Origin of the sequence: Paenibacillus sp. VTT E-133291 (assembly GCF_002264395.1) — a bacterium.
GTDB lineage: Bacteria > Bacillota > Bacilli > Paenibacillales > Paenibacillaceae > Paenibacillus_AQ > Paenibacillus_AQ nitricinens.
Map to the genome: position 1 here is coordinate 1 of NZ_NFVA01000107.1, position 18,940 is coordinate 18,940.

Annotated in this window: 24 protein-coding genes, 5 pseudogenes and 1 riboswitch; of the genes and pseudogenes, 7 read left to right on the top strand and 22 right to left on the bottom strand. The window is 40.1% G+C overall.

What is annotated here, in order from left to right; translation table 11 throughout:
* The first annotated feature begins 305 nt into the window (after window positions 1-305).
* The gene (locus CA598_RS27550) at window positions 306-1,571 is read left to right on the top strand and encodes an IS110 family RNA-guided transposase (RefSeq protein ID WP_094874725.1); all 1,266 of its coding nucleotides are present in this window, start codon (window positions 306-308) and stop codon (window positions 1,569-1,571) included.
* 395 nt (window positions 1,572-1,966) lie between these two features.
* On the opposite strand, the gene CA598_RS27555 is transcribed toward CA598_RS27550, so the two are convergent.
* Window positions 1,967-2,314 (bottom strand): hypothetical protein, encoded by a 348-nt coding sequence (locus CA598_RS27555; RefSeq protein ID WP_094874726.1) that lies wholly within the window; start codon window positions 2,312-2,314, stop codon window positions 1,967-1,969.
* 162 nt (window positions 2,315-2,476) lie between these two features.
* Here CA598_RS27555 and CA598_RS27560 point away from each other — a divergent pair.
* Window positions 2,477-2,899, top strand: a pseudogene (locus CA598_RS27560) (IS110 family transposase); the annotation flags it as partial.
* Here the strand turns inward: CA598_RS27560 and CA598_RS33385 are convergent.
* Together CA598_RS33385 and CA598_RS27570 are read right to left on the bottom strand one after the other, a co-directional pair.
* Window positions 2,886-3,414, bottom strand: a pseudogene (locus CA598_RS33385) (glycosyltransferase family protein); the annotation flags it as partial. The pseudogenes CA598_RS27560 and CA598_RS33385 sit on opposite strands and share 14 nt — an antisense overlap.
* 22 nt (window positions 3,415-3,436) lie before the next feature.
* Window positions 3,437-3,715, bottom strand: coding sequence for a hypothetical protein (locus CA598_RS27570; protein ID WP_143812462.1), 279 nt, complete (start codon window positions 3,713-3,715; stop codon window positions 3,437-3,439).
* Between the two features lie 155 nt (window positions 3,716-3,870).
* Between CA598_RS27570 and CA598_RS32460 the strand changes: the two genes are divergently transcribed.
* On the top strand, window positions 3,871-4,035 hold the full coding sequence (locus tag CA598_RS32460) for a hypothetical protein (protein ID WP_179281782.1): 165 nt from the start codon (window positions 3,871-3,873) through the stop codon (window positions 4,033-4,035).
* A gap of 797 nt (window positions 4,036-4,832) precedes the next feature.
* Here the strand turns inward: CA598_RS32460 and CA598_RS27575 are convergent.
* Window positions 4,833-5,144, bottom strand: a complete 312-nt coding sequence (locus CA598_RS27575) for a MarR family winged helix-turn-helix transcriptional regulator (protein WP_094874728.1) — start codon at window positions 5,142-5,144, stop codon at window positions 4,833-4,835.
* A 52-nt stretch (window positions 5,145-5,196) separates the two neighbouring features.
* On the opposite strand from CA598_RS27575, the gene CA598_RS27580 reads away from it, so the two are divergent.
* The gene (locus CA598_RS27580; RefSeq protein WP_094874729.1) at window positions 5,197-6,153 is read left to right on the top strand and encodes a ketopantoate reductase family protein; all 957 of its coding nucleotides are present in this window, start codon (window positions 5,197-5,199) and stop codon (window positions 6,151-6,153) included.
* A 255-nt stretch (window positions 6,154-6,408) separates the two neighbouring features.
* Here CA598_RS27580 and CA598_RS27585 read toward each other — a convergent pair whose 3' ends face one another.
* The gene (locus CA598_RS27585) at window positions 6,409-6,963 is read right to left on the bottom strand and encodes a CueP family metal-binding protein (protein WP_094874730.1); all 555 of its coding nucleotides are present in this window, start codon (window positions 6,961-6,963) and stop codon (window positions 6,409-6,411) included.
* 144 nt (window positions 6,964-7,107) lie between these two features.
* Complete coding sequence (locus CA598_RS27590; protein WP_094874731.1) at window positions 7,108-7,485, bottom strand: Ig-like domain-containing protein; 378 nt, start codon at window positions 7,483-7,485, stop codon at window positions 7,108-7,110.
* A 225-nt stretch (window positions 7,486-7,710) separates the two neighbouring features.
* On the opposite strand from CA598_RS27590, the gene CA598_RS27595 reads away from it, so the two are divergent.
* Window positions 7,711-7,896 carry a hypothetical protein gene (locus CA598_RS27595; RefSeq protein WP_094874732.1) on the top strand — a complete coding sequence of 62 codons (186 nt, stop codon included), beginning with the start codon at window positions 7,711-7,713 and terminating at the stop codon, window positions 7,894-7,896.
* A 228-nt stretch (window positions 7,897-8,124) separates the two neighbouring features.
* Here the strand turns inward: CA598_RS27595 and CA598_RS27600 are convergent, their stop codons facing one another.
* Both CA598_RS27600 and CA598_RS27605 read right to left on the bottom strand, forming a co-directional pair.
* A complete protein-coding gene (locus tag CA598_RS27600) occupies window positions 8,125-8,592 on the bottom strand; it encodes a C40 family peptidase (RefSeq protein WP_094874733.1) in 468 nt (155 codons plus the stop codon).
* A 4-nt stretch (window positions 8,593-8,596) separates the two neighbouring features.
* A riboswitch (cyclic di-AMP (ydaO/yuaA leader) is annotated at window positions 8,597-8,728 on the bottom strand.
* Window positions 8,729-8,911: 183 nt separating this feature from the next.
* Entirely contained in the window at window positions 8,912-9,493 is a 582-nt protein-coding gene (locus tag CA598_RS27605; RefSeq protein ID WP_094874672.1) for a TVP38/TMEM64 family protein, read from the bottom strand.
* Between the two features lie 171 nt (window positions 9,494-9,664).
* On the opposite strand from CA598_RS27605, the gene CA598_RS27610 reads away from it, so the two are divergent.
* A complete protein-coding gene (locus tag CA598_RS27610; RefSeq protein ID WP_094874673.1) occupies window positions 9,665-10,150 on the top strand; it encodes a DUF6803 family protein in 486 nt (161 codons plus the stop codon).
* A 119-nt stretch (window positions 10,151-10,269) separates the two neighbouring features.
* Here CA598_RS27610 and CA598_RS27615 read toward each other — a convergent pair.
* The 14 genes and pseudogenes from CA598_RS27615 to CA598_RS27685 form a co-directional block, all read right to left on the bottom strand.
* Window positions 10,270-10,464 (bottom strand): annotated as a pseudogene (locus CA598_RS27615) (hypothetical protein); the annotation flags it as partial.
* A gap of 231 nt (window positions 10,465-10,695) precedes the next feature.
* Window positions 10,696-10,905 carry a hypothetical protein gene (locus tag CA598_RS27620; RefSeq protein ID WP_094874674.1) on the bottom strand — a complete coding sequence of 70 codons (210 nt, stop codon included), beginning with the start codon at window positions 10,903-10,905 and terminating at the stop codon, window positions 10,696-10,698.
* Between the two features lie 155 nt (window positions 10,906-11,060).
* Window positions 11,061-11,384 carry a winged helix-turn-helix domain-containing protein gene (locus CA598_RS27625; protein WP_094874675.1) on the bottom strand — a complete coding sequence of 108 codons (324 nt, stop codon included), beginning with the start codon at window positions 11,382-11,384 and terminating at the stop codon, window positions 11,061-11,063.
* A gap of 5 nt (window positions 11,385-11,389) precedes the next feature.
* Complete coding sequence (locus CA598_RS27630; RefSeq protein WP_094874676.1) at window positions 11,390-11,719, bottom strand: response regulator transcription factor; 330 nt, start codon at window positions 11,717-11,719, stop codon at window positions 11,390-11,392.
* A gap of 681 nt (window positions 11,720-12,400) precedes the next feature.
* A complete protein-coding gene (locus tag CA598_RS27635) occupies window positions 12,401-13,102 on the bottom strand; it encodes a hypothetical protein (protein WP_143812229.1) in 702 nt (233 codons plus the stop codon).
* A 57-nt stretch (window positions 13,103-13,159) separates the two neighbouring features.
* Window positions 13,160-13,468, bottom strand: a complete 309-nt coding sequence (locus CA598_RS27640) for a hypothetical protein (RefSeq protein ID WP_143812463.1) — start codon at window positions 13,466-13,468, stop codon at window positions 13,160-13,162.
* A 360-nt stretch (window positions 13,469-13,828) separates the two neighbouring features.
* Entirely contained in the window at window positions 13,829-14,491 is a 663-nt protein-coding gene (locus tag CA598_RS27645) for a response regulator transcription factor (protein ID WP_306440431.1), read from the bottom strand.
* A gap of 113 nt (window positions 14,492-14,604) precedes the next feature.
* Window positions 14,605-14,802, bottom strand: a complete 198-nt coding sequence (locus tag CA598_RS27650; protein ID WP_094874680.1) for a DUF2933 domain-containing protein — start codon at window positions 14,800-14,802, stop codon at window positions 14,605-14,607.
* A gap of 59 nt (window positions 14,803-14,861) precedes the next feature.
* Window positions 14,862-15,044, bottom strand: a complete 183-nt coding sequence (locus CA598_RS27655; RefSeq protein WP_094874681.1) for a DUF2933 domain-containing protein — start codon at window positions 15,042-15,044, stop codon at window positions 14,862-14,864.
* Between the two features lie 286 nt (window positions 15,045-15,330).
* Window positions 15,331-15,549 carry an SHOCT domain-containing protein gene (locus CA598_RS27665; RefSeq protein WP_094874683.1) on the bottom strand — a complete coding sequence of 73 codons (219 nt, stop codon included), beginning with the start codon at window positions 15,547-15,549 and terminating at the stop codon, window positions 15,331-15,333.
* 14 nt (window positions 15,550-15,563) lie between these two features.
* Window positions 15,564-16,916 (bottom strand): sensor histidine kinase, encoded by a 1,353-nt coding sequence (locus tag CA598_RS27670; protein WP_094874684.1) that lies wholly within the window; start codon window positions 16,914-16,916, stop codon window positions 15,564-15,566.
* On the bottom strand, window positions 16,906-17,613 hold the full coding sequence (locus CA598_RS27675; protein ID WP_094874685.1) for a response regulator transcription factor: 708 nt from the start codon (window positions 17,611-17,613) through the stop codon (window positions 16,906-16,908). Before CA598_RS27675 ends, CA598_RS27670 begins: the two co-directional genes overlap by 11 nt.
* A gap of 66 nt (window positions 17,614-17,679) precedes the next feature.
* Window positions 17,680-17,943, bottom strand: a complete 264-nt coding sequence (locus tag CA598_RS27680) for an FAD/FMN-containing dehydrogenase (protein WP_094874686.1) — start codon at window positions 17,941-17,943, stop codon at window positions 17,680-17,682.
* Between the two features lie 279 nt (window positions 17,944-18,222).
* Window positions 18,223-18,618: pseudogene (locus CA598_RS27685) on the bottom strand (cupin domain-containing protein); the annotation flags it as partial.
* Here CA598_RS27685 and CA598_RS27690 point away from each other — a divergent pair.
* Window positions 18,618-18,833: pseudogene (locus CA598_RS27690) on the top strand (YmaF family protein); the annotation flags it as partial. The pseudogenes CA598_RS27685 and CA598_RS27690 overlap by 1 nt on opposite strands.
* Between the last annotated feature and the right edge of the window lie 107 nt (window positions 18,834-18,940).

Sequence of the window (18,940 nt, forward strand, 5' to 3'; positions counted from 1 at the left end):
GCGTCCACATGGTTTGGCACTCGTCACTCAGCATAAAATTCGTGAAGGATAAAATATCTTACTCTATGAATAATTTCATATGTAGGGTATTCGCGAAACTTTTAAACTAACCTGCCCGTTTGATTAACAAAAGCAGCCGATCACGTTGAGATCTGCTGTCTTCTTGTTTTTATTGAGCTAACGTTTCCCGTTAGAATTCCTGTAAAACGAAAAATTTGGAGTTTGAATAAAAAAGAGCGCCTCAGTAAGATGGGGTTACGCACGAGGTCATTGCCTCAAAAATCCCATCAGGAGGTCGCTCTACTATGAAGTTTAAAACACAAGAAAAACAAAATCAACTTATTGAAAACATTACCGTTCATCACCTTGTCGTCGGTGTAGATATTGCTCAGGAAGTCCATGTTGCCAGAGCTGTAAGCTTTCGAGGGATTGCACTCGGTACATCCCTGAAATTCAGCAACCATTTAGAAGGCTTCAATCTACTCAAATGCTGGATCCAAGATTTATTACAATCGAACAAGCTTCATAAAGTCATTGTCGGTATGGAGCCCACAGGTCATTACTGGTTAAGCTTGGCTCGCTGGCTGTCTTCGCAAGGCATTGAAGCTGTGCTTGTTAATCCCCATCTTGTTAAAAAGAACAAAGAAAACCGCGACAATACGCCATCTAAAAGCGATCATAAAGACGCGTTGGTCATCGCAGATATGATTAAAAATGGATATTATTCTCCAGTTCGATTTCTTGCAGAATCTTACGAAGAACTCCGTATTCTTATGGCGAATCGAGAAACGGTGACCAAACGTCTCAACAGTGCTGTAAACCAAATTCATCGCTGGGTAGATATTGTCTTTCCTGAACTGCGTCAGGTATTTAAGATTCTTACTTGCACCAGTGCCATCGCTACACTCAGGCTCTTCCCATTGCCGAAGGAAATCAGCCCTTTATCCACTGAACAAGTTCTTACTGGCTGGAAGAAATATGTGAAACGTCATGCTGGCGTCAAACGAGCAGAGCAACTTATTGCACTTGCGAAATGCAGTGTGGGTGCCACGCACGCACTTCAAGCCTACAAACTTCATTTAAAGCAACTCTTAGAAGAGTATGACTTAGCTCAGCGACAACTTGAACAGATCGAGCACGAAGTCCACATTATACTCGAGCGTATTCCTTATGCACAAAAACTGCTTGAAATACCAGGTCTGAATGCTACCAGCTTAGCAGGCGTTCTGGGCGAGGCTGGCGATCTAAGTGGTTATGCGCACGGAAATGCTCTACTACGCCATGCCGGTCTAAACCTAGCTGAAGCAAGTTCTGGGAAGTGGCGAGGAAAAATGGTGCTTAGCAAACGCGGACGCCCCCGTCTACGTCATTTCCTCTATCTCATGACAATGTGTATGGTTATGACCAACTCGGAAGTTCGGGCTTTGCACCACTACAATGTTAAGGAAAAGAAGGTAAAGAAGATGAAATCGATTATGAAATTGATTGGGAAAGTTGCACGTATGCTTGTCTGTCTTGCTAAAAGCGGCAAAACTTATGACTCGACTAGAGTTTTCCTACACGCAGCATAAAGCCAATTGATCCTCACCGGTTCATGTATTCGCAGGATAAAATAGCACGGAGTATCGGGAGACGTTCAACAAAAGGGCTCGGACCCGTTCCGTTAGAAAGACCGACCTCCACCCCTTAGTTAGATGTGACGAAGGAATGAAAGGGCTTGTGACCCGTTGAGACATGGGAGTGAGAATCACTAAGGCGAAATGGAGACGTGCATATATGGAATGATATGGGTATTAAATTAATACCTCTGTTTCCGTATGCCCTTCTATGTCTTCTCGGCCACCTGCTTCTTCTAATCTTTCATCTTTCGCACATTGATTAAGGAGAAATCCTGCGAATTCATGAGCCTGAGTGAGATAATTAAATCATTTCGAGGGAGTTGAATAATATCTTCCATTTTAGTTGTTCAAAATTCGTCGATCAACGAAACTCCTTTTGTAATTCGCATTCTACTATCTCGCAAAAAATCGCGTGTCCAGTCGTCTGGTTGACTCAAATCCCAGCTTTGGTGCATACCGACGAAAACGATAATTTCGCGTAGTCTAAGGAAGAGCCCAAGCTGATCCTTCCAGCCTTCAGGCATATGACGGCCATCCTCTGTATAACCTTGCTCGAAATGTTTAATGAAAAGTTCGTACTGCACCTTCCGTTCGGACTTCGAATCTTCCCCGAATACATACAGCAAGTAATAGAGCTGGATTGCAATGTCTTCGGCATACCAACTGTACTGACATTCGTCGAGCAGCCGATCCATTGACTGGCTGCCTTTGTGTCGTTATTGAGCTATCGTTTCCCGTTAGAATTCCTGTAAACTGAATAATTTGGAGTTTGAACAAAAAAGAGCGCCTCTGTAACATGAGAGTTGGATACGGGTCTACAGCCCTTTTAATCTCACCATTTAGGAGGTCGCTCTACTATGAAGTTTAAAACTCAGGACAAGCAAAATCAACTCATTGAAAACATTTCCTCTTTGCATCTGGTTGTCGGTGTAGATATTGCCCAGCAGACGCATGTCGCTCGCGCAGTGAGCTATCGGGGAATTGCTTTGGGATCGCCGCTTGAGTTCGGCAGCCATGACGAGGGCTTTCGCCTGTTCCGACGCTGGATTCAAGATCTGCTCAAGTCTTACAAGCTGAGCAAAATCATTGTGGGTATGGAACCCACCGGACATTACTGGCTGAGCCTGGCTCGCTGGCTCTCAGACCAAGGAATTGAAGCTGTTCTCGTGAATCCACACCTCGTTAAAAAGAACAAAGAAAATCGCGACAATACCCCATCAAAAAGCGACCGCAAAGACGCACTCGTCATCGCAGATATGGTCAAAAACGGCTACCAGTCTTTTCGGCAACTTGTATAGCTTGCAAAACACCCTTATTCCGAATAATCCTACCTATATACAACAGATATAAATGTTTCTCTGTGCTAAATTCATATTCACGCGTATTAATCCCATTATATACGCAGAAGCCTTTGTTGTTCCCCATCAGATGGCGGGCACGTTTACTTACGTATACAGGGTATTTAATCCGCCGTTTGACCGGGATATGCACAGTGCATACCGTTGGGATTTTAGGATTAGTTACGCCGAGAGCGGAACGAAAAGTATGGTCATGGATAATGTCAACTCGCTCAGAGCCCCTTAGGATAGGGGATAAGCTTTGCCTTGCTCCTGCTCCCTAGAGCTGCAAATAAATAGACCTTATGCCCTCGTCTAACCAGTTCTTCCGTCAGCTCATAAACAATTTTTCCAGTCCCTCCTTTGATGGAAGGTAATGGCTGTGCATTTGGATAGTTCGAAATCACTTGTGCGATTGTTAATTTTTCACTTTTCGGAAATTTAATCGATTTTTTCATACAAACGAGATCCCCCCAGCTTTTACTTTTTAGCATATTGGGTTAATAGACTCTGACAGTCGGACACGAACCTGGAGATGTGAGTATTTTGAATATCAAGCTTCTGAATGCTCGAGTTAATTCTTTCAAGAAGAAACTGCAATTTCTTAAGGTTTTCTTCAGATAAATCCGTGAACATTTTAGGGTTTAGCAGGAAGAAACGGCTGAGAAATGCATCCAATTCCGCAAAATCCTTTTTGGTTAAATTAAGGGGACTAATTTGTATAGATTTCACCAGTGTTTCCGCCTTTTTTTTGCACATTTCCCGACTCCTTTTACGGGGTGAAGCCACAGAATTACGCATAGATCATTTCTCCTTCAAGGATTAACTTGGTGTTCAACCTAATTTTCGAACAGAATATCCCCTTTTTCATAACATACAGTATGAGTTACTTTCTTTTAAAGGAGGAGTGTGCGATGCAAAATAAAAAAAGGAATTCCAAACCTCCAGTCTCCCCCAGAGAGTTAGATAAGCTAGCCTTAATTTCTGCGATACTCCTGCTAATGGCTGCTGTAATTGGCCTATATATCGCTTGGGTTACTCTGAAGTATCCAAACTCGTCATCCGAACTTGTGATTTAGCTGTTCCTCAGGGTAAAAGACCAAGGATACAATAAACTATGCAATAAAACAAATCTTGAGTGGGCACCAATTGACATTCAAGAACGCCGGAAAAGGTCGGTTTTCTAAACTTTTCTGAGCCTCTGGAATGGCATTGTCCATAAATTGAATCCACCGCTAACTGAGATCCATTCTTATCTCTGTCCTTAAGAATTCAGGATCCTCATTGTAGGATGCATATCGCTAACACGCAATAACTATAAACCTCAGAAGTGGATCAGAACTGGCATGTCGGCAGGGTAGAGGCGTTTATACGTCTATATGCATGTGTTATTGTACCGATCCGAACAAGCAGGTTGGCAAACCTTAAATTGTGGCGGCTTTTGGATAGAAGGTTTGGCTTTTTTAGCCGATGATACACCAATTATTTAAGGAAAAGAGCTTCGCTTCTCAGATGAATGGATTATAATAAAACTTAAGTTAAAGTTGATAAGCACATACGGTTCTTAGATTACATGTCCTGTCCTCTAACATAATTATATCGGCTAACGGAACACATTCTTGGCCTATTTCGGCAATCAGTACCGTAAAAAAAAATAAACCGCAATTTATGCGGGTTCTATGCGGAACATACTCTTGTCATCCGACAAAAATGACATTAAAGTGCCCACATTAATGTCATTAATCTCCCTACAATGTGTCTCTTCTCACTTTATCACAGTGCAATAAAAAGTTGATCTTTAACAATGAAATAGATCAACTTTTTATGCAGATTGTAGGTGAACCTCCAATAATAAATATAAGTTCCCATCGAATGGCTAACAGCAGTTATTCTTATTTATCGCATTAATTAATAGTTCCAGACTCTCTACAACCTGTGTTCGTTTGTTCTCCGGAATATCATTCATTACACTCCCGAAATACGAATGAAGTACGGAATTTATATTCTCATGGAGTATCCACCCTTTTTTTGTTAGCCTTAGTTGGACATAACGTCGATTTTCTGGGTCCGTAATCCGTTCAACCCAATCATCGGTTACAAGATTATTTACAGTCCTGCTCATTGTACTTTTATCCAGGTTAAGCACATTGGCCAATTCGATCAGTGATACTTTACCAGCGAGTCCTATATGCTGATATTATTTCTTTGGTATTACTAATTACTTTTAGAGGAGAGATCACTTGAAAATTCTTATTTATGGTGCAGGCACAATCGGGAGTATTTTCGCTGGGAGACTTGCGTTGTCAGGATATGATATCACTGTCCTTGCAAGGAGGACAAGACTTGTTGACCTGAAAAAAAACGGGATGATTCTCGTGAATTCAGGCAACAACCGAGAAGAAATTGCAAAGGTAAATTTGATTGAACATCTGTTGCCAGACAATATTTTCGATTACATAATCGTAGTAATGCAAAAAACACAGATAGTCAGTGTATTGCCGATACTTTCTCAAAATAAATCAAAAAATATTGTCTTTGTAGTCAATACAGCATCTGGTTATGACGAATGGGTTCATGCAGTGGGTAGTGACCGCCTGATGCTAGGATTTCCGTCCGCAGGAGGAGAACGTGTAGACGGCCGGGTACATTACTTTATCGGCAAGGGATTCATGCGGGCTTTTCAGACCACTACATTTTCAGAATACAGTCGCCAAAAAACCGAAAGGCTACAAAAAATAGTAGATATTTTTAACAATGCCGGTATTTCATCAGTTGTAACTAGTAACATGGATATGTGGCAGAAAACGCATGTGGCAATGGTTACAAGTATCGGTAACGCTCTTTATAAATATAATAGTAATAATTTTGCTTTGGCAAAATCATATGCAGATATTAAATTAATGGTTCTGGGGATAAAAGAAGGCTTTGCTGTGTTGACTAAATTAGGCATTAAAATCACACCTTCAAAACTTCACTATTTAAAACTTCCCGTTTTTATGATTGCCCCAATTTTTAAAATTATCATGGGCACAAAGTTTGCTGAAACAGCCATGGCAAAGCATACAGCCGCAGCAAAACCCGAGATGATCTGCCTTCAGGAAGAATTTGATATGCTAATCAAAAAGAGTAATGTGGCTACCCCTTCTATTGATAAGTTACGAAAAAATCTTTTAAAAGAATTGTGTAAGGGGACATGAAAACTGCACCTCCTAAGCATCCCCCCTTAATCAGGATTGTCCTTTTTATTCACGCTTATGTAAGAATTGATTTTTTTAATTAATTCAGGAAATTGATCAGCGTCTGGTGATCTCCAATATAATCAGATAGTGTTGCAGACGGTGCGAAAGAAAAAATATTATCGGTTCCCAAAAGTCCAAAGGGGTGCTCCCAAGCCAAGTGGCTACTGGAGCGCCCTATTTTTAGAGTTCCGGAGTCCTATCCACTTGTAGATTTTACGATAACTGCATCGTAGTGATACAAGTATTGTCCCCTTCCGATGTTGTGAAGGAAGAGGTGCTGTTCTTATCATCGTAATCAATCGTTACGTGAAACGTTTGGTCTCGCGGTAGCCAGAGATCAATAAAACCATTGTCATGGGATTTAATAACATCCTTTATTACCACTTTGTTATTGTGGTCGGTTACGGTGACATTAAATGATGTATTCGCCATTTCTCCCTGACACCCAGCCAGGTTATGTATGGCACAGGGATGTGTTTGGCTAACGTAAGGCGCAATTGAAACGAAAAACTCATCCCTCGGCAGGCCGTAGGTCAATTTTTGATCATTATCCGTTGTCACTGTCAGCTGATTTGATGTAATCGAAGCCGATTTGGCTTTGGCATTACCCATGCTGTAGTCATTCACCAATTTTTTAATATCGTTTGTTTGGGCTAGCTTTTCACCAATCGGCTCAGTTTTTCCCCTGTCAGCGATTGTATAGGTGCCCAAAGCTACACCAATCAAAGTTATCGCTATAGCCGTGGACATAAATACTTTTTTATTCATGAAATTTACTACCTTCCTTTTTACATTTAGTGCCGTTTAATATTACATCTTTTGCTCTGGCCAATCTATTTCCAGGGATCAGGAACTGCTGGGATTCAGTTTATAATTTTACTGGCATCATGCTCATAATTCTCTTGTTAAGCATCAGTGTTTGTGATCAGAAGTTACCACATTTATTACTACAGATGTTTTTTTGCCGCCTGAATTTACATTAATGGTAGCCTTTCCTGAAGCAACCGCTGTCACTAATCCACTTGCATTTACCGTTGCTACTTTAGAATTACTTGAAGAATAGGTTATCTTTATTTTCCCGCCTTTGGGTGAGGTCACCGCGGTGGGCTTCAGCTGAAAGGTTTCAGATGGCCTTAAAGGATTAGAAGGGCCTTTGACTGCAATTGAAGTTACTTTTACCGCTTGTGCCGCTTGTGTCGCTGGCGTTAAAGCAGCTGGACTGGTGATTGTTAATGTTAAAAAAGCTACAGATAATGTAGCTGTTAATACACCTTTTTTCAATACCTTCATTCTTAATCTCCTCACAGTATAGCAATACATTTTGGAGAAAGTATGAAGATATGATGTTCTTTTTAAAAATAATTAACGAATCCGAGTGAGAGTGTAGACTTCTTCCAAGTTGTCCAACCAAAAGAAATTGGGCTTCTACTCACCTACCACATATAAAATGTACATTTAAGTGTTACCATGAGAGGGTATTAAAGAGTTGAATTATACTACTAGGAGGAATATTATATGAATGGGTTAAGTGGATTATCAGGTTCAGCTAATATGCCAAAGAACTGTGGAATGGATGGAATGCATACGGGAACAGGAGACAAAAAAATCACCAATCACGAGCATGCTAAAGAACCCATTCAAAACCCAAAGGCAAATATACTGGACGAATATCGTGGGCAAACTATTGATATTAGGTTATAAGAACATCACATACATACCCTAGAGCAAACATATGATTATATCCATTTGAAAAGATATTAGTGACCAACATACAAAGGAGTCCCCATGATATATAGGGGACTCCTTTGTATGTTGAGGAGGAATCTGTGGGATTAGGGAAATGAGAAAACAGACCGTTCTGGGATCTTCTAAAAAACTAGGGGTATCCTGCAGCCATATATGGCTGCTGGATACCCCCTCACCTATTACTTAATTAACCATACTAAGATAACTCTCTTTATCTACTACACGCCGAGCCGTAACATAACGATCTTTGTAGTATCTTTCGGACAACTTGCTTATGCTTACTCCCTTGCTGCTTGAGGAGTGGGCGAATTGATCGTCGCCTAAGTAAATTCCGGCATGGGAGATACCATTACCAAAGGTATTAAAAAACACCAAATCTCCTGATCGTAAGTTCTCTTTTGCAACGGGTGTCCCTACTTTAGCTTGTGACTGGGAAGTGCGTGGAAGATCATCCACATTAAACTTTTTTAGTACATACAGGATGAATCCGGAACAATCGAATCCTGCCTTAGTGGTTCCACCCCATAAATAAGGTGTCCCGAGTACCTGATTCACTTCACTCTCCAGTTTTACCTCACTTGCAAAAGTACTTGGTACAGCTGTTGTGAAAATAACTGCAGCTCCTAGTAAAGATAAAATGACTTTCTTCAGAACCTTGTTCTCCCTTCAATGCCTACGGAGTTAGCTGAGGGTTCGGTTAAAGGTTCCCTATATTCTCTTGCTCACAAGAATAATTCACCCGGAATGGTTCCCCCGTTTTCAATACGAAATTCGGCAGTTGGTTAATATTTTGTAACTAATTACACTTTAATATATCAAGAAATCGCCTGTCAATGCTTTCACAAATTTTATACTTTTATTTTTAAACTACATAGTTTCTACACTTTTTTAGTGTATAATGCAGATTTTCGAGCTTTAATTACGCAAAAACCCTATTTATATAAGTAACTATTTTTCTATTGTCCATGCATTATCCCTTTTTCTTTCTATCAAGATAAAAAATAATGGTGCTCAATAAAAGAAACAAAATTGTAATCATTAACTTGAATTTAGTGTCCATTAGATTAACATATCCATAGCCAATGAGTGTCTCAAGTAGCAACGATGGTATTTTACCTATCGCAGAAGCAACTATAAAACTTGAAAAGCCTACTTTGGAAATAACGCAGATTAGAGTGACTAATGATGAAGGAATTAACGGCGCTGATCGGACAATTATTATGCTAAAAAACTGACGCTTCGGACTTAATGATTGAATCTGGGACTGCCATTTGATGGTTTTATTCGGACGATATTTCTCCTTATAAGTTAAGGTACCTTTGCGATAAAGAAGATAAGAGACGGCTGCCCCTAAAACTTCTCCGATCCAAGAGAGAAGAAACCCGGGAACCACACCAAAGACTAACATATTCACAGTCGTTAGTGCCACTGATGGAATGATTCCTACAACACTTATGACCACATTTATCAATAAACTTATGAGGACTGCCCAGGCTCCCCATACCATCAGCCACCGCATGAGTAATTCTGAATCCACTCCTAGGTATTCCATACTTCCCCTTCACTTTCAATCCACGTAGTATACCTATCTTCTAAACGAATTCTATACTCTATATCTTCAACTCTATTTTCCATCTATTGATACTCCTTCTCCAATCTCTTCTACAAACTTTCCACATATGATAACTCTTGCAGTAATTATATAAATGGAGGGAATTAATCAATGAACATGACTCATTACATGTCCCTTCTTATGGACAGCCAGCCGTGGAATCTGATCATCTTTATGGCAATCCCCGTCATTTTTGCTGAGACTATTACAGTAACCGAGTTCTTTATCCTTTTCAACAAAAACGTCCAGGGTGGATTAAAGGCGTTTAACCGAATCTGCAGTATTTTGGCCGGTCTCTACTTTACAGGAGTTTTCTTGTATCTCTTCCCGACAGCTTTTGTCCCTCTGACCGTAAATGGAGAGTGGCATTCCTGGGTAGACGTAGTCGCGGTTGGATTTTACCTCAGTGGCGTATTCTTCCTGCTGCCTCTGGCTCTTTTGGAGCTTGGGCTTATCGGCCGTAAACGTTCGGAAGAAGGAAAGCTCAAGCTTCACTTTATTCTCGTCAGCGGGTTTCTCGTTGTTGCACACATCGCCATGATCTTTGGGATGGTTAATCCTGAGATTGTAAGCGGAATGGCTGGTATGAATCAGTAATAAAGAAAGATTGCAAAAAGACTTCGAAGATATACTTCGAAGTCTTTTTTTATAGAAAACATCGAATGTAGGTGTCACAAACTTTTGTTTTTGTAAAGGATTTCTGTATCGCTAAATCATTATAGTTTTACTCGTTGTAAGCGAAGGGCATTTAGAACTACGGATACAGAACTTAGTGCCATAGCTGCTCCTGCGACCCAAGGAGCCAAGAGACCGATAGCAGCAATAGGAATCCCCAGTGTATTGTAACCAAGAGCCCAGAACAGATTCTGGCGGATGTTCGTCATTGTCTTGCGGCTCATATAGATGGCATCAGGTTTTGTCTCTATGCCCAAAGGATTGAAAACACCTTGGTTAAAAGGGGAATACAGGGGAATTGACAAATTCGTTCATAGCAGTTGGATTTCAGGTAGCATTGCTTCACCCTGTTCCATCTCGCCTGATATAGCTACACTCTTATTTCCTTTGAATATAATAATTTCGTCTCCTGTTAAGCTCCCTATGGAATCCGTCACTACATCGCTACCATCAATGATAAGGTCCCCTTAATACAACTTTCCTTCTTTTAATATCCATTCACCTGGGAATTTCTCATTAATCAATGCCATCGCCATTGAACTGTTGGATATCATTTTTTGCGAAGCAATATGTTCTATTTGAGATTCCATTCCAAGAATAGCGTATGTACCTTGTGAAATCGTCAGTAGCAAAGTAACGGTGGAAATAAAGAGCATTAGCTTTCGCGATAATTTCATATCAACCCGCCTTTTAATATTTCTTCCCTGAAAGCTTTAGAAAGAATGGATTATCAAACAGTTATAAAGAACATTACAAATCCTTTAGACCCATGAGTTCATTATTCGTCCTCTCTAGAAACAAGGAACTTATATCCCACTCCCCGTATGGTTTGTTAAGGACTATATTCCAAACCTGCACTGTTAAGTTTTTTTCGTATGTTTTTTATATGGGTATAAACAATTCGGTATCCTCCCCTATAATCAATTCCAAACATTTCCTCTACCAATTCTTTACGGGTAAATACACGTTGTTTACTCTTTGCAAGTGTAACAAGTAATACAGTCTCTTTTTTAGTTAAAGGAATGGATGTTCCCTGCATATAAAGCTCGTTATCATCTAATCGTATTTTCATATCCGACGAATCCATAACATGTAATTCTGTTAGAGGAACTTGTGAAGCTTGTATTAGGGTTGATCTGCTCAATAAAGAATTCATTCGGCTTAACTTTCCTGTAAATGAAAAGGATTGACCAAGTAACTGTCCACCCCAAAACAACCCACTTTATCCAATGTTGCTTTGCCCGCAGAAAGCTCAAGGAGTGGTATCCATTTAGTATCTTTAACGATTTCGAGAACATGGGATTCTTCTATATCCGGCAATAAGTCATCCAATAGGATGATATTAAAAGAATGCTTTTTCACCATAGTTAACGCATAACTACACGTTGCTGCTACCTTTATCGAAAATCCTTTTTCCAATAAAAAAATCCGAAGCAAATTTCTGATATTTCGGTCACTATGAATAATTAATACTCGATGATTAGTCATCATACTCAATGGTAGTTATGATGTTCGGAATGAAAAGAAAGCAACGAATAAAATTGTAAGAACTAACTCATATCAACAAATTTAGAGAATCAATAACGGTAACCAAAATAAAACCATTGGTTTACTTCCTTTATAAAAAGCTCTCTTTTATCATTTCCATTGTAGAAGGATTATGTGTGGACTCAATGTTGAAAGAATGTGATTTTTATGGACTTATTTCTAGTACATTTCGTCGCTCAACTTACTGACAAAATTTGCCTACAGCAAATAAAAATTCATTTTGTTCTGTCATCTTATCTCTCATCACTAACCCTATTTTCCACTCAGATATATGAAGAAAATATAGTTTAGACTGGAATCGTTGATTCTACAAGGTTTTGGAGCTAAGAAATCGTCAGCCTTTGATAAATAAGTTATAGACTGATAACCTAGAGGAAGGTATCCGTAATGCGACCGACACTATTAAGAGAAAATAAAAGTAGCCTGAGCATGAACTGTTTTTGGCATACAGTTGGACGTCCGGCGGCCAGAGACCCGGTCCGAATCCGGAAGAACCACTAGGTACACAAGCGGAAACTCTTCCTGAAATTAGATGGACACCAGTAAAAAAACAGCACGAGAAAAACTCTTAAACTGCCGCTAGTTTATTCATCTAATCTTTCCGTTAGTTGAATGAAATTACTGTTAGGAATCCTTTCGACGATGATAAATTACCGGCGAGGCGGCACTTTTCAGCCATAGGTATGCGTCACTTCCGCCAGGATTGGAAATCCAGATATTCGTGTCTGTATAATGGTATTTTCGTATCCAAATCAATTTATCGACGGAATGAATGTAGTCGGGACCGTAATCGCCATATCCTTCTGGTGGAATTGTAACCTTGGTGGTTTGTTCGCCTGATACGGTATCCACAATATATAAAGCTGGCAAAGGGAGTTTAGAAAAATCATTTGACCATTCCGCTTCTTTAACCCGAGAGACGTAAATCGTATCGTCGTCCTTCCAAGCAAAATCCAAGTCGGCGTAATTCTCCGGTGTATAAGTTGTAAATGTAGGGAATTCCTTCGTCATTAAATCTTTCTCCTTAAACCCAAACACAAGTCTTCCCCCACCTGCAATATACGCTAAGCTGTCTTTCGAAGGTGCCCATTTCGGACGTCCGACTTCTAAAATGATTTCATCCAATACTTCAAAATGACGACCATCGGATGAGATCGCGCAAACCATATTGCTGTCCATAGACCAGGATGCTGTTGGTGATACAACAAATGAAAGCCAGCTGCCGCTCCGCGAGAAAGAAAAATCACTGGGATTGACCGCAATGATTTTTGAACCGTTATTTGATATCTCATTCGATAGCCTATAAAATTTTTCGACGTTCTCCAAAGAGCTCGCCCCCGCCCAATTCTTCGGCAGTATCTTCTTATAAAGCGTCGCTCCCATTCAACCTTCCGGTGTGAGGTCGCCATTTTTTGATAGAATAAATCCGCTGCCGTCAGGAATCCAGACATATTCATCTACTCCAATTGCAGCGTTATTAAACTTCTTCAAGTCTGAAACATTGAGCACAGTACTGTATTTATAGGCAAGAATACTACCGTGGGGAGTCCACCTCGACAAATACCCTTTATAGATTTTTATTGTTTTTTTGGTGCTAACATCATAGATCTTAACGCTCTGCTGAGGCGGATTTTCTCCATCTTCTTCAACATAGGAAAGTAACACTCCATCAGCGGACCAATCTAGGCTCAAAGCCTTCCCCGAACTAGATACCTGGCTCTCCGTACCATTTACATACACCCTACGTTGCCGTTCCGAATAAAAGCGACTTTCGCCGGTACCTCTATTGTCCGTGAACTGTATCAGACGGATGAAATACCATAATAAAGAGGGCAATCGTAATAACTATTTTTTTATACCAATATGCTCTCACCTACTTCATTTCATTTTTCATTAGGGATGCCCTGTTTTATGTATTTTTACTCAAGTTGAGTTACTAACATTTCCAATTGATATAGCAAAAAGAGGAGCTGCCGAAGCATGCCCCTCTTTTCTTAGACCTTTTTAATTAAGATAACTCATTATTCAGCCCGGCTTAATGTGATTTTTTCACTACTCGTTCTCAGTGAAAACTAAGAACTTGTATCCAACTCCTCTTATTGTTTGTATAGGGTTATATTCTAAACCCGCACTTTTCAGTTTCTTACATATATTTTTAATATGAGAATCTATAACACGTGTCCCCCCATCGTATCCGAATATACTATCTATCAGTTCATCTCTGGTAGATACGAATTGACTGTTCTTAGCAAGGGTAGCGAGTAACTCCATCTCCTTTTCAGTTAGTGATACAACAGTCTCATCTATTTGAATCTCTCTAAGATTAAAGTGTAGCTTTATCCTCGAGAAATTCAACGTATTTGCCATTGAAAAGGAAGTTTGTGTCATCGCTACCCGGCGTAATAAAGCATTCATTCGGGCTAACAATTCTTCCAAATCAAAAGATTTGGTTAAGAAATCATCCGCACCGATCCGAAAACAACGAACTTTATTCTTGAGTTCTGTACACGATGAGAGCATAAGAATCGGTATAGTGTCTGTTTCTCTAAGTATTTGGCATACTTGGCATCCATCCATATCCGGTATTCTGGCATCCAATAGGATAATATCAAAGGGATGATTTTTTATCATCGCCAGCGCTTCCTGACCCGTAGTTGCTTCTATTATTGACCCAATAAGTAAAAGCGGATCGAATTTCTCGTAGCCCTGTATTATCTACAATTAACACTCGATGTTTAAACACTATTCTCACCTACCATACATTCTAGTTCCTGTACATTTTTATGCCTTTGTATTGAAGATATAATTTAGACACTAGGATAGTACACTTAGTTAATGGATAACTTTCCGATTTCTTTTTTCAATTGTTCGTTTTGCACTTTTATCTCATTATAGTCTTGATGAAGACTCCAATCTGATTGTGACTGATTAGAGCCTCCAACTTGACCATGCGTCCTCCGCATCCCAAACATCATAAATATCATCATTAACGAACAAATTAACAACAGCAGTATTGACCAATCCATCTTAAATTCCTCCTCAGTATTATCTTCTCATGTCGTTTATTTATTTCTAAGAATATGATTTATTTAGACAAATGGCGGATTTTTTTCAATTGTTCATTCTGCACTCTTAGCTCATTGTATTCTTTCTCAAGACTCCACTCTGATTTTGTTCCGTTTGAAAAAGATCCTTGACCATGCAACATTTTCATCCCAAACATCATCATTAGCGAACAAATCAACAACAGTAATAAAGACCACTCCATCTGTATACCTCCTCTGTATGTTGCTTATGTTGATGTTTTTATTGTAGATGAGTTATGTGTGGTTATAATTCATGCTCCTTACATACACCACAATACGTTTCACCGCTGATCAAGTGAACATTTAAAGACATCCGGTTTAGAATTGCTTGATGGATAAGTTTCTTTCTGAGCAAATATTTCTCGTTTCCCCAAAAGATGATCTTTTTAGAATTATAAACAAACCAGGAGGGAGATAAATCAAATGAGGTGGGCTCCTTGTTCTTTTGCCATATCTCCATTAATGTTATCAATCCCGCAAAATGCTCTTCATCCGGTAATAATCTTCCTCCGTGATTTCACCTCTTGCAAAGCGTTCATCCAAGATTCTCTCTGGAGTATTGTCAATAAATCGTGAATTCCCATTGCCCCCAACCCATTTTATCACCAAATAGATTACACCTACGATCAGTAAAAAATTGATGACTAATCCAAATGTTCCGAACCCAGAGCCATAACCCATCATCATTTCCTCTCATCCTTTCATCGAATTAATGGAAGACGAACACAAACAGTAGTTCCCTTTTTATTCTCACTTTCAACATGAATAGATCCGGCATGAGCATCCACTATGGCTTTAACAACCGCTAGTCCTATTCCGGCTCCGCCAGTCTTTCGATTCCTTGATTTCTCCCCGCGGTAGAAACGTTCAAAGATATAGGAAAGTTCACCTTCAGGTATTCCCATTCCGGTATCGGATACGATGACTACGCCCTCTGCTTTCTCTTTTAACACTTCAATATGAATACTTCCAGAACTCGTATATTTGAATGCATTGCTTATCAGATTTACGAATACCTGAACGAGCCGCGAACGGTCCCCTGTGATCCAAACGTCATTTGTACTTATCAGGTCAGCTGTAAGTCCTTTATGCCTAAACTGGCTGGATACTGTATTTAACGACATCTCAACAATATCGTTAAGAGATACGATCTCCGTCTTCAGCTGAACCATTGGATTCTCTACTGCAGCCAGATTTTCCAAATCACTGATGAGTCGAACCAGTCGCAGGACTTGATCATGACACACTTGAAGCTTATTCGGCGTCGGTTCCCATATGCCATCCTGAAAAGCTTCCAAATGGCTTTGTATAGTAGTTAAGGGCGTTCGCAGCTCATGCGCCACATCAGCAGTCAGTGATTTCCTTAACTGATCTTGCTTTTCCAACCCTTCAGCCAAATGATTGAGCGCACGCCCCACGTCATCAATCTCTGTATTTTGATTTATAACTTCAACCCGGGAAGTGAGATCTCCCTCTCTCATTCGCGAAGCGATATCTTTAATCTCTAAAAGAGGCTTGCTAATGCTTTTGGCCATATAGCGGCTAAACAGATACGTCCCGGCAATAACGAGAATCATTGCGGCCCATAACAATGTATTAAACATTCGCAGAAACTGCTGATTTTGGCTTTGCGATGTTTCGTTCACTGGTTGAAATTCCAATGTCCCGACCTGCTGATTGTCTTTTACGATTGCTTTTGTAATGGTGTCTTGCTTAGGCTGGGAATTCACTTCTCTTTGCATCCCCATTTGGCTAGTGTCCCAAATCAATTGGTGGTCTTTGTCATATACACGAACGATATATTCACTAACCATCGCCTGGTGCGAAATCATCATCCATACATTTGTATTCCATTGGCTGGTTGACTCATTATAAGCTTCTTTTAGAACTTCCAGTAACGTTTGTATTTCCGCCCGCTCCTGGTTTTTCTGATATTGGTTGAACGAAACATTCATTACTATGTTGACAAGCAGGACAATAGACAGAAGCGCAGCAAGAGCCACACCGGCATGGGATATAAGAAGCTTTCTGCTCAATCCGCCTCTATTTCTCATCCGGACTCACCAAGAATTTATATCCCACTCCAAATACTGTACCGATAAAAACAGGGTGTTTAGGGTCATCGCCAATTTTTTGTCTAATATTCTTGATATGAACATCGATGGTTCGCTCGAATCCTTCAAAGGTATCACCCTGGGTAAGGTTAACCAGTTCAAGGCGTGAGAACACTCTCTTCGGATGCTTCGCTAAAATTTCCAGCAGCTTAAACTCCATATGGGTAAGGGATACGGGCTCCTCGTGAATTCTCACCTCATAACGTTCCAAATCCATTGTTAAACAGCCTTGCGCATATGACAGCAGTGACATATTCCCTTGTTCCCGCTGATTGGTTCTTCTTAAAAGACTAATCACCCGGGCGAGCAGCTCTCTTGGGCTGAATGGTTTGGTAATATAATCATCGGCTCCAATCATGAGCCCATTCACCATATCGTCCTCACTGCTCTTTGCAGTCAGCATGAGTATCGGAACGTTCGATGATTTACGTACCATTCTGCATACTTCCTCTCCGGTCATATCCGGAAGCATCAAATCCAGCACGATCAGATCGGGCTGTAAGTTTTCAAAAAGATGAATCGCGCCTCTTCCTGTATCGGCTTTGTACACAATATAATTATTCTTTTCCAAATAAGCCTTAATGACCTGCAGGATATTTTCTTCATCATCCACCACTAAAATTTTCACGAACTTCATCACCTGCTTTGTTGTTAAAATGAGACAGACCTCATTTCTATGAGGTCTTATCTTATCATGATCGGATTAGAAGTTCATCATACCCCTGCTATATTGAGAATTCTGCATCATTCCTGAACTTCCCGTACCGTTTGAAGTGCTGCAATTGTCATGCATTTGCTTGATTTGGTCCTCTGACAGGTTTGGGTGCATTTGTTTGGAAAAGGGTAGCATTTTTTCGAAAAAACTGCTGCCGTTAGTATCATTGTTTGCTGTTGCAGCGTAAGCGCCAGCGGTTCCAATCCCCATAACAAGTACCAATGCTGATAATCCAATCCAAAGTTTCTTCATTTGTATCTCCTCCTTATAGTTACACTATATAAGAGAGTTATGAAGAACAAATTTGCAGCTTATGAAGAAGTTATGAAGATAGCAAAAGGATATGAACACGAGAAAGAAGCCTTTCACTCAACTTTATCCGGTGAAAGGCTCATTTAACTAAGGAGGGGACTAATGTTGGCGCATTGCGTACATGTTTGACATTATGTTTCTTCAAATCAGTTGTTCTATTCGATAATTGTCTGCTGAATGAAACTGAAGTTATAAATACTAAATTTAAAGCGTCGTCTATCAATGTGATACCATTGCCTCCGCCTTTGTAACATGTATGGTTCCGGTCGGATGCTCTGGTGGCGCGTAAATAACATAAACTTTTAACGGTATATTTCCAGTGTTCGTTAAGTTATGCCATTTGCCTGCAGGGATCAATATGGCATAGTTATCGTAGACCATTGTCTCAAAATCCAGCTTATTTTTCGAGTCACCCATTTGAACGAGACCCTGGTCCTCTTCAATTCGGATAAATTGGTCTGTATGAGGGTGTACTTCTAAACCAATGTCATCTCCAACCGGAATGCTCATAACTGTAACTTGAAAATATTCTCCCGACCATAATGCAGTTCGAAAGGTATTATTCAGTTTCGTTACTTGCTCAATGTTGATGACGAACGGTTTCTTTCCGTAATCCAGCTCCTAGTGGAGTCCCGCATGTTCATAATTATAATGTAGAAACCTCATTTAATGATCAGCATGTTCACCTAATTAGAGGTACAACAGGGCCCGCAATTCCTTTGGTAGGAGGCAGTCATTACCATCACTTTGAAGGGTATACAACAGTAAACGGCAGGATCCCACACTCCCATAGGTATAGAGAGAAAACTGGCGATGAGGAAGGGCACTGATATCAAACGAACTTATGAAAAACATACATCAGAACTTAAACATGATACTCAGGCATGTATTCCTTGAGAATTAGAAGTAAGTACTTGAACATTCGAATGGGAGGCAC

Bases quoted from the DNA above. Each gene is read 5' to 3' on its own strand.
- CA598_RS27665 (WP_094874683.1), bottom strand. From the start codon at position 15,549: ATGATGATGGGTTATGGCTCTGGGTTCGGAACATTTGGATTAGTCATC.
- CA598_RS32460 (WP_179281782.1), top strand. From the start codon at position 3,871: ATGCAAAATAAAAAAAGGAATTCCAAACCTCCAGTCTCCCCCAGAGAG.
- CA598_RS27595 (WP_094874732.1), top strand. From the start codon at position 7,711: ATGAATGGGTTAAGTGGATTATCAGGTTCAGCTAATATGCCAAAGAAC.
- CA598_RS27655 (WP_094874681.1), bottom strand. From the start codon at position 15,044: ATGGAGTGGTCTTTATTACTGTTGTTGATTTGTTCGCTAATGATGATG.
- CA598_RS27610 (WP_094874673.1), top strand. From the start codon at position 9,665: ATGAACATGACTCATTACATGTCCCTTCTTATGGACAGCCAGCCGTGG.
- CA598_RS27585 (WP_094874730.1), bottom strand. From the start codon at position 6,963: ATGAATAAAAAAGTATTTATGTCCACGGCTATAGCGATAACTTTGATT.
- CA598_RS27625 (WP_094874675.1), bottom strand. From the start codon at position 11,384: ATGAATTCTTTATTGAGCAGATCAACCCTAATACAAGCTTCACAAGTT.
- CA598_RS27590 (WP_094874731.1), bottom strand. From the start codon at position 7,485: ATGAAGGTATTGAAAAAAGGTGTATTAACAGCTACATTATCTGTAGCT.
- CA598_RS27620 (WP_094874674.1), bottom strand. From the start codon at position 10,905: ATGAAATTATCGCGAAAGCTAATGCTCTTTATTTCCACCGTTACTTTG.
- CA598_RS27605 (WP_094874672.1), bottom strand. From the start codon at position 9,493: ATGGAATACCTAGGAGTGGATTCAGAATTACTCATGCGGTGGCTGATG.
- CA598_RS27550 (WP_094874725.1), top strand. From the start codon at position 306: ATGAAGTTTAAAACACAAGAAAAACAAAATCAACTTATTGAAAACATT.
- CA598_RS27675 (WP_094874685.1), bottom strand. From the start codon at position 17,613: ATGAAGTTCGTGAAAATTTTAGTGGTGGATGATGAAGAAAATATCCTG.
- CA598_RS27555 (WP_094874726.1), bottom strand. From the start codon at position 2,314: ATGGATCGGCTGCTCGACGAATGTCAGTACAGTTGGTATGCCGAAGAC.
- CA598_RS27680 (WP_094874686.1), bottom strand. From the start codon at position 17,943: ATGAAGAAACTTTGGATTGGATTATCAGCATTGGTACTTGTTATGGGG.
- CA598_RS27670 (WP_094874684.1), bottom strand. From the start codon at position 16,916: ATGAGAAATAGAGGCGGATTGAGCAGAAAGCTTCTTATATCCCATGCC.
- CA598_RS27570 (WP_143812462.1), bottom strand. From the start codon at position 3,715: ATGTGCAAAAAAAAGGCGGAAACACTGGTGAAATCTATACAAATTAGT.
- CA598_RS27650 (WP_094874680.1), bottom strand. From the start codon at position 14,802: ATGGATTGGTCAATACTGCTGTTGTTAATTTGTTCGTTAATGATGATA.
- CA598_RS27630 (WP_094874676.1), bottom strand. From the start codon at position 11,719: ATGATGACTAATCATCGAGTATTAATTATTCATAGTGACCGAAATATC.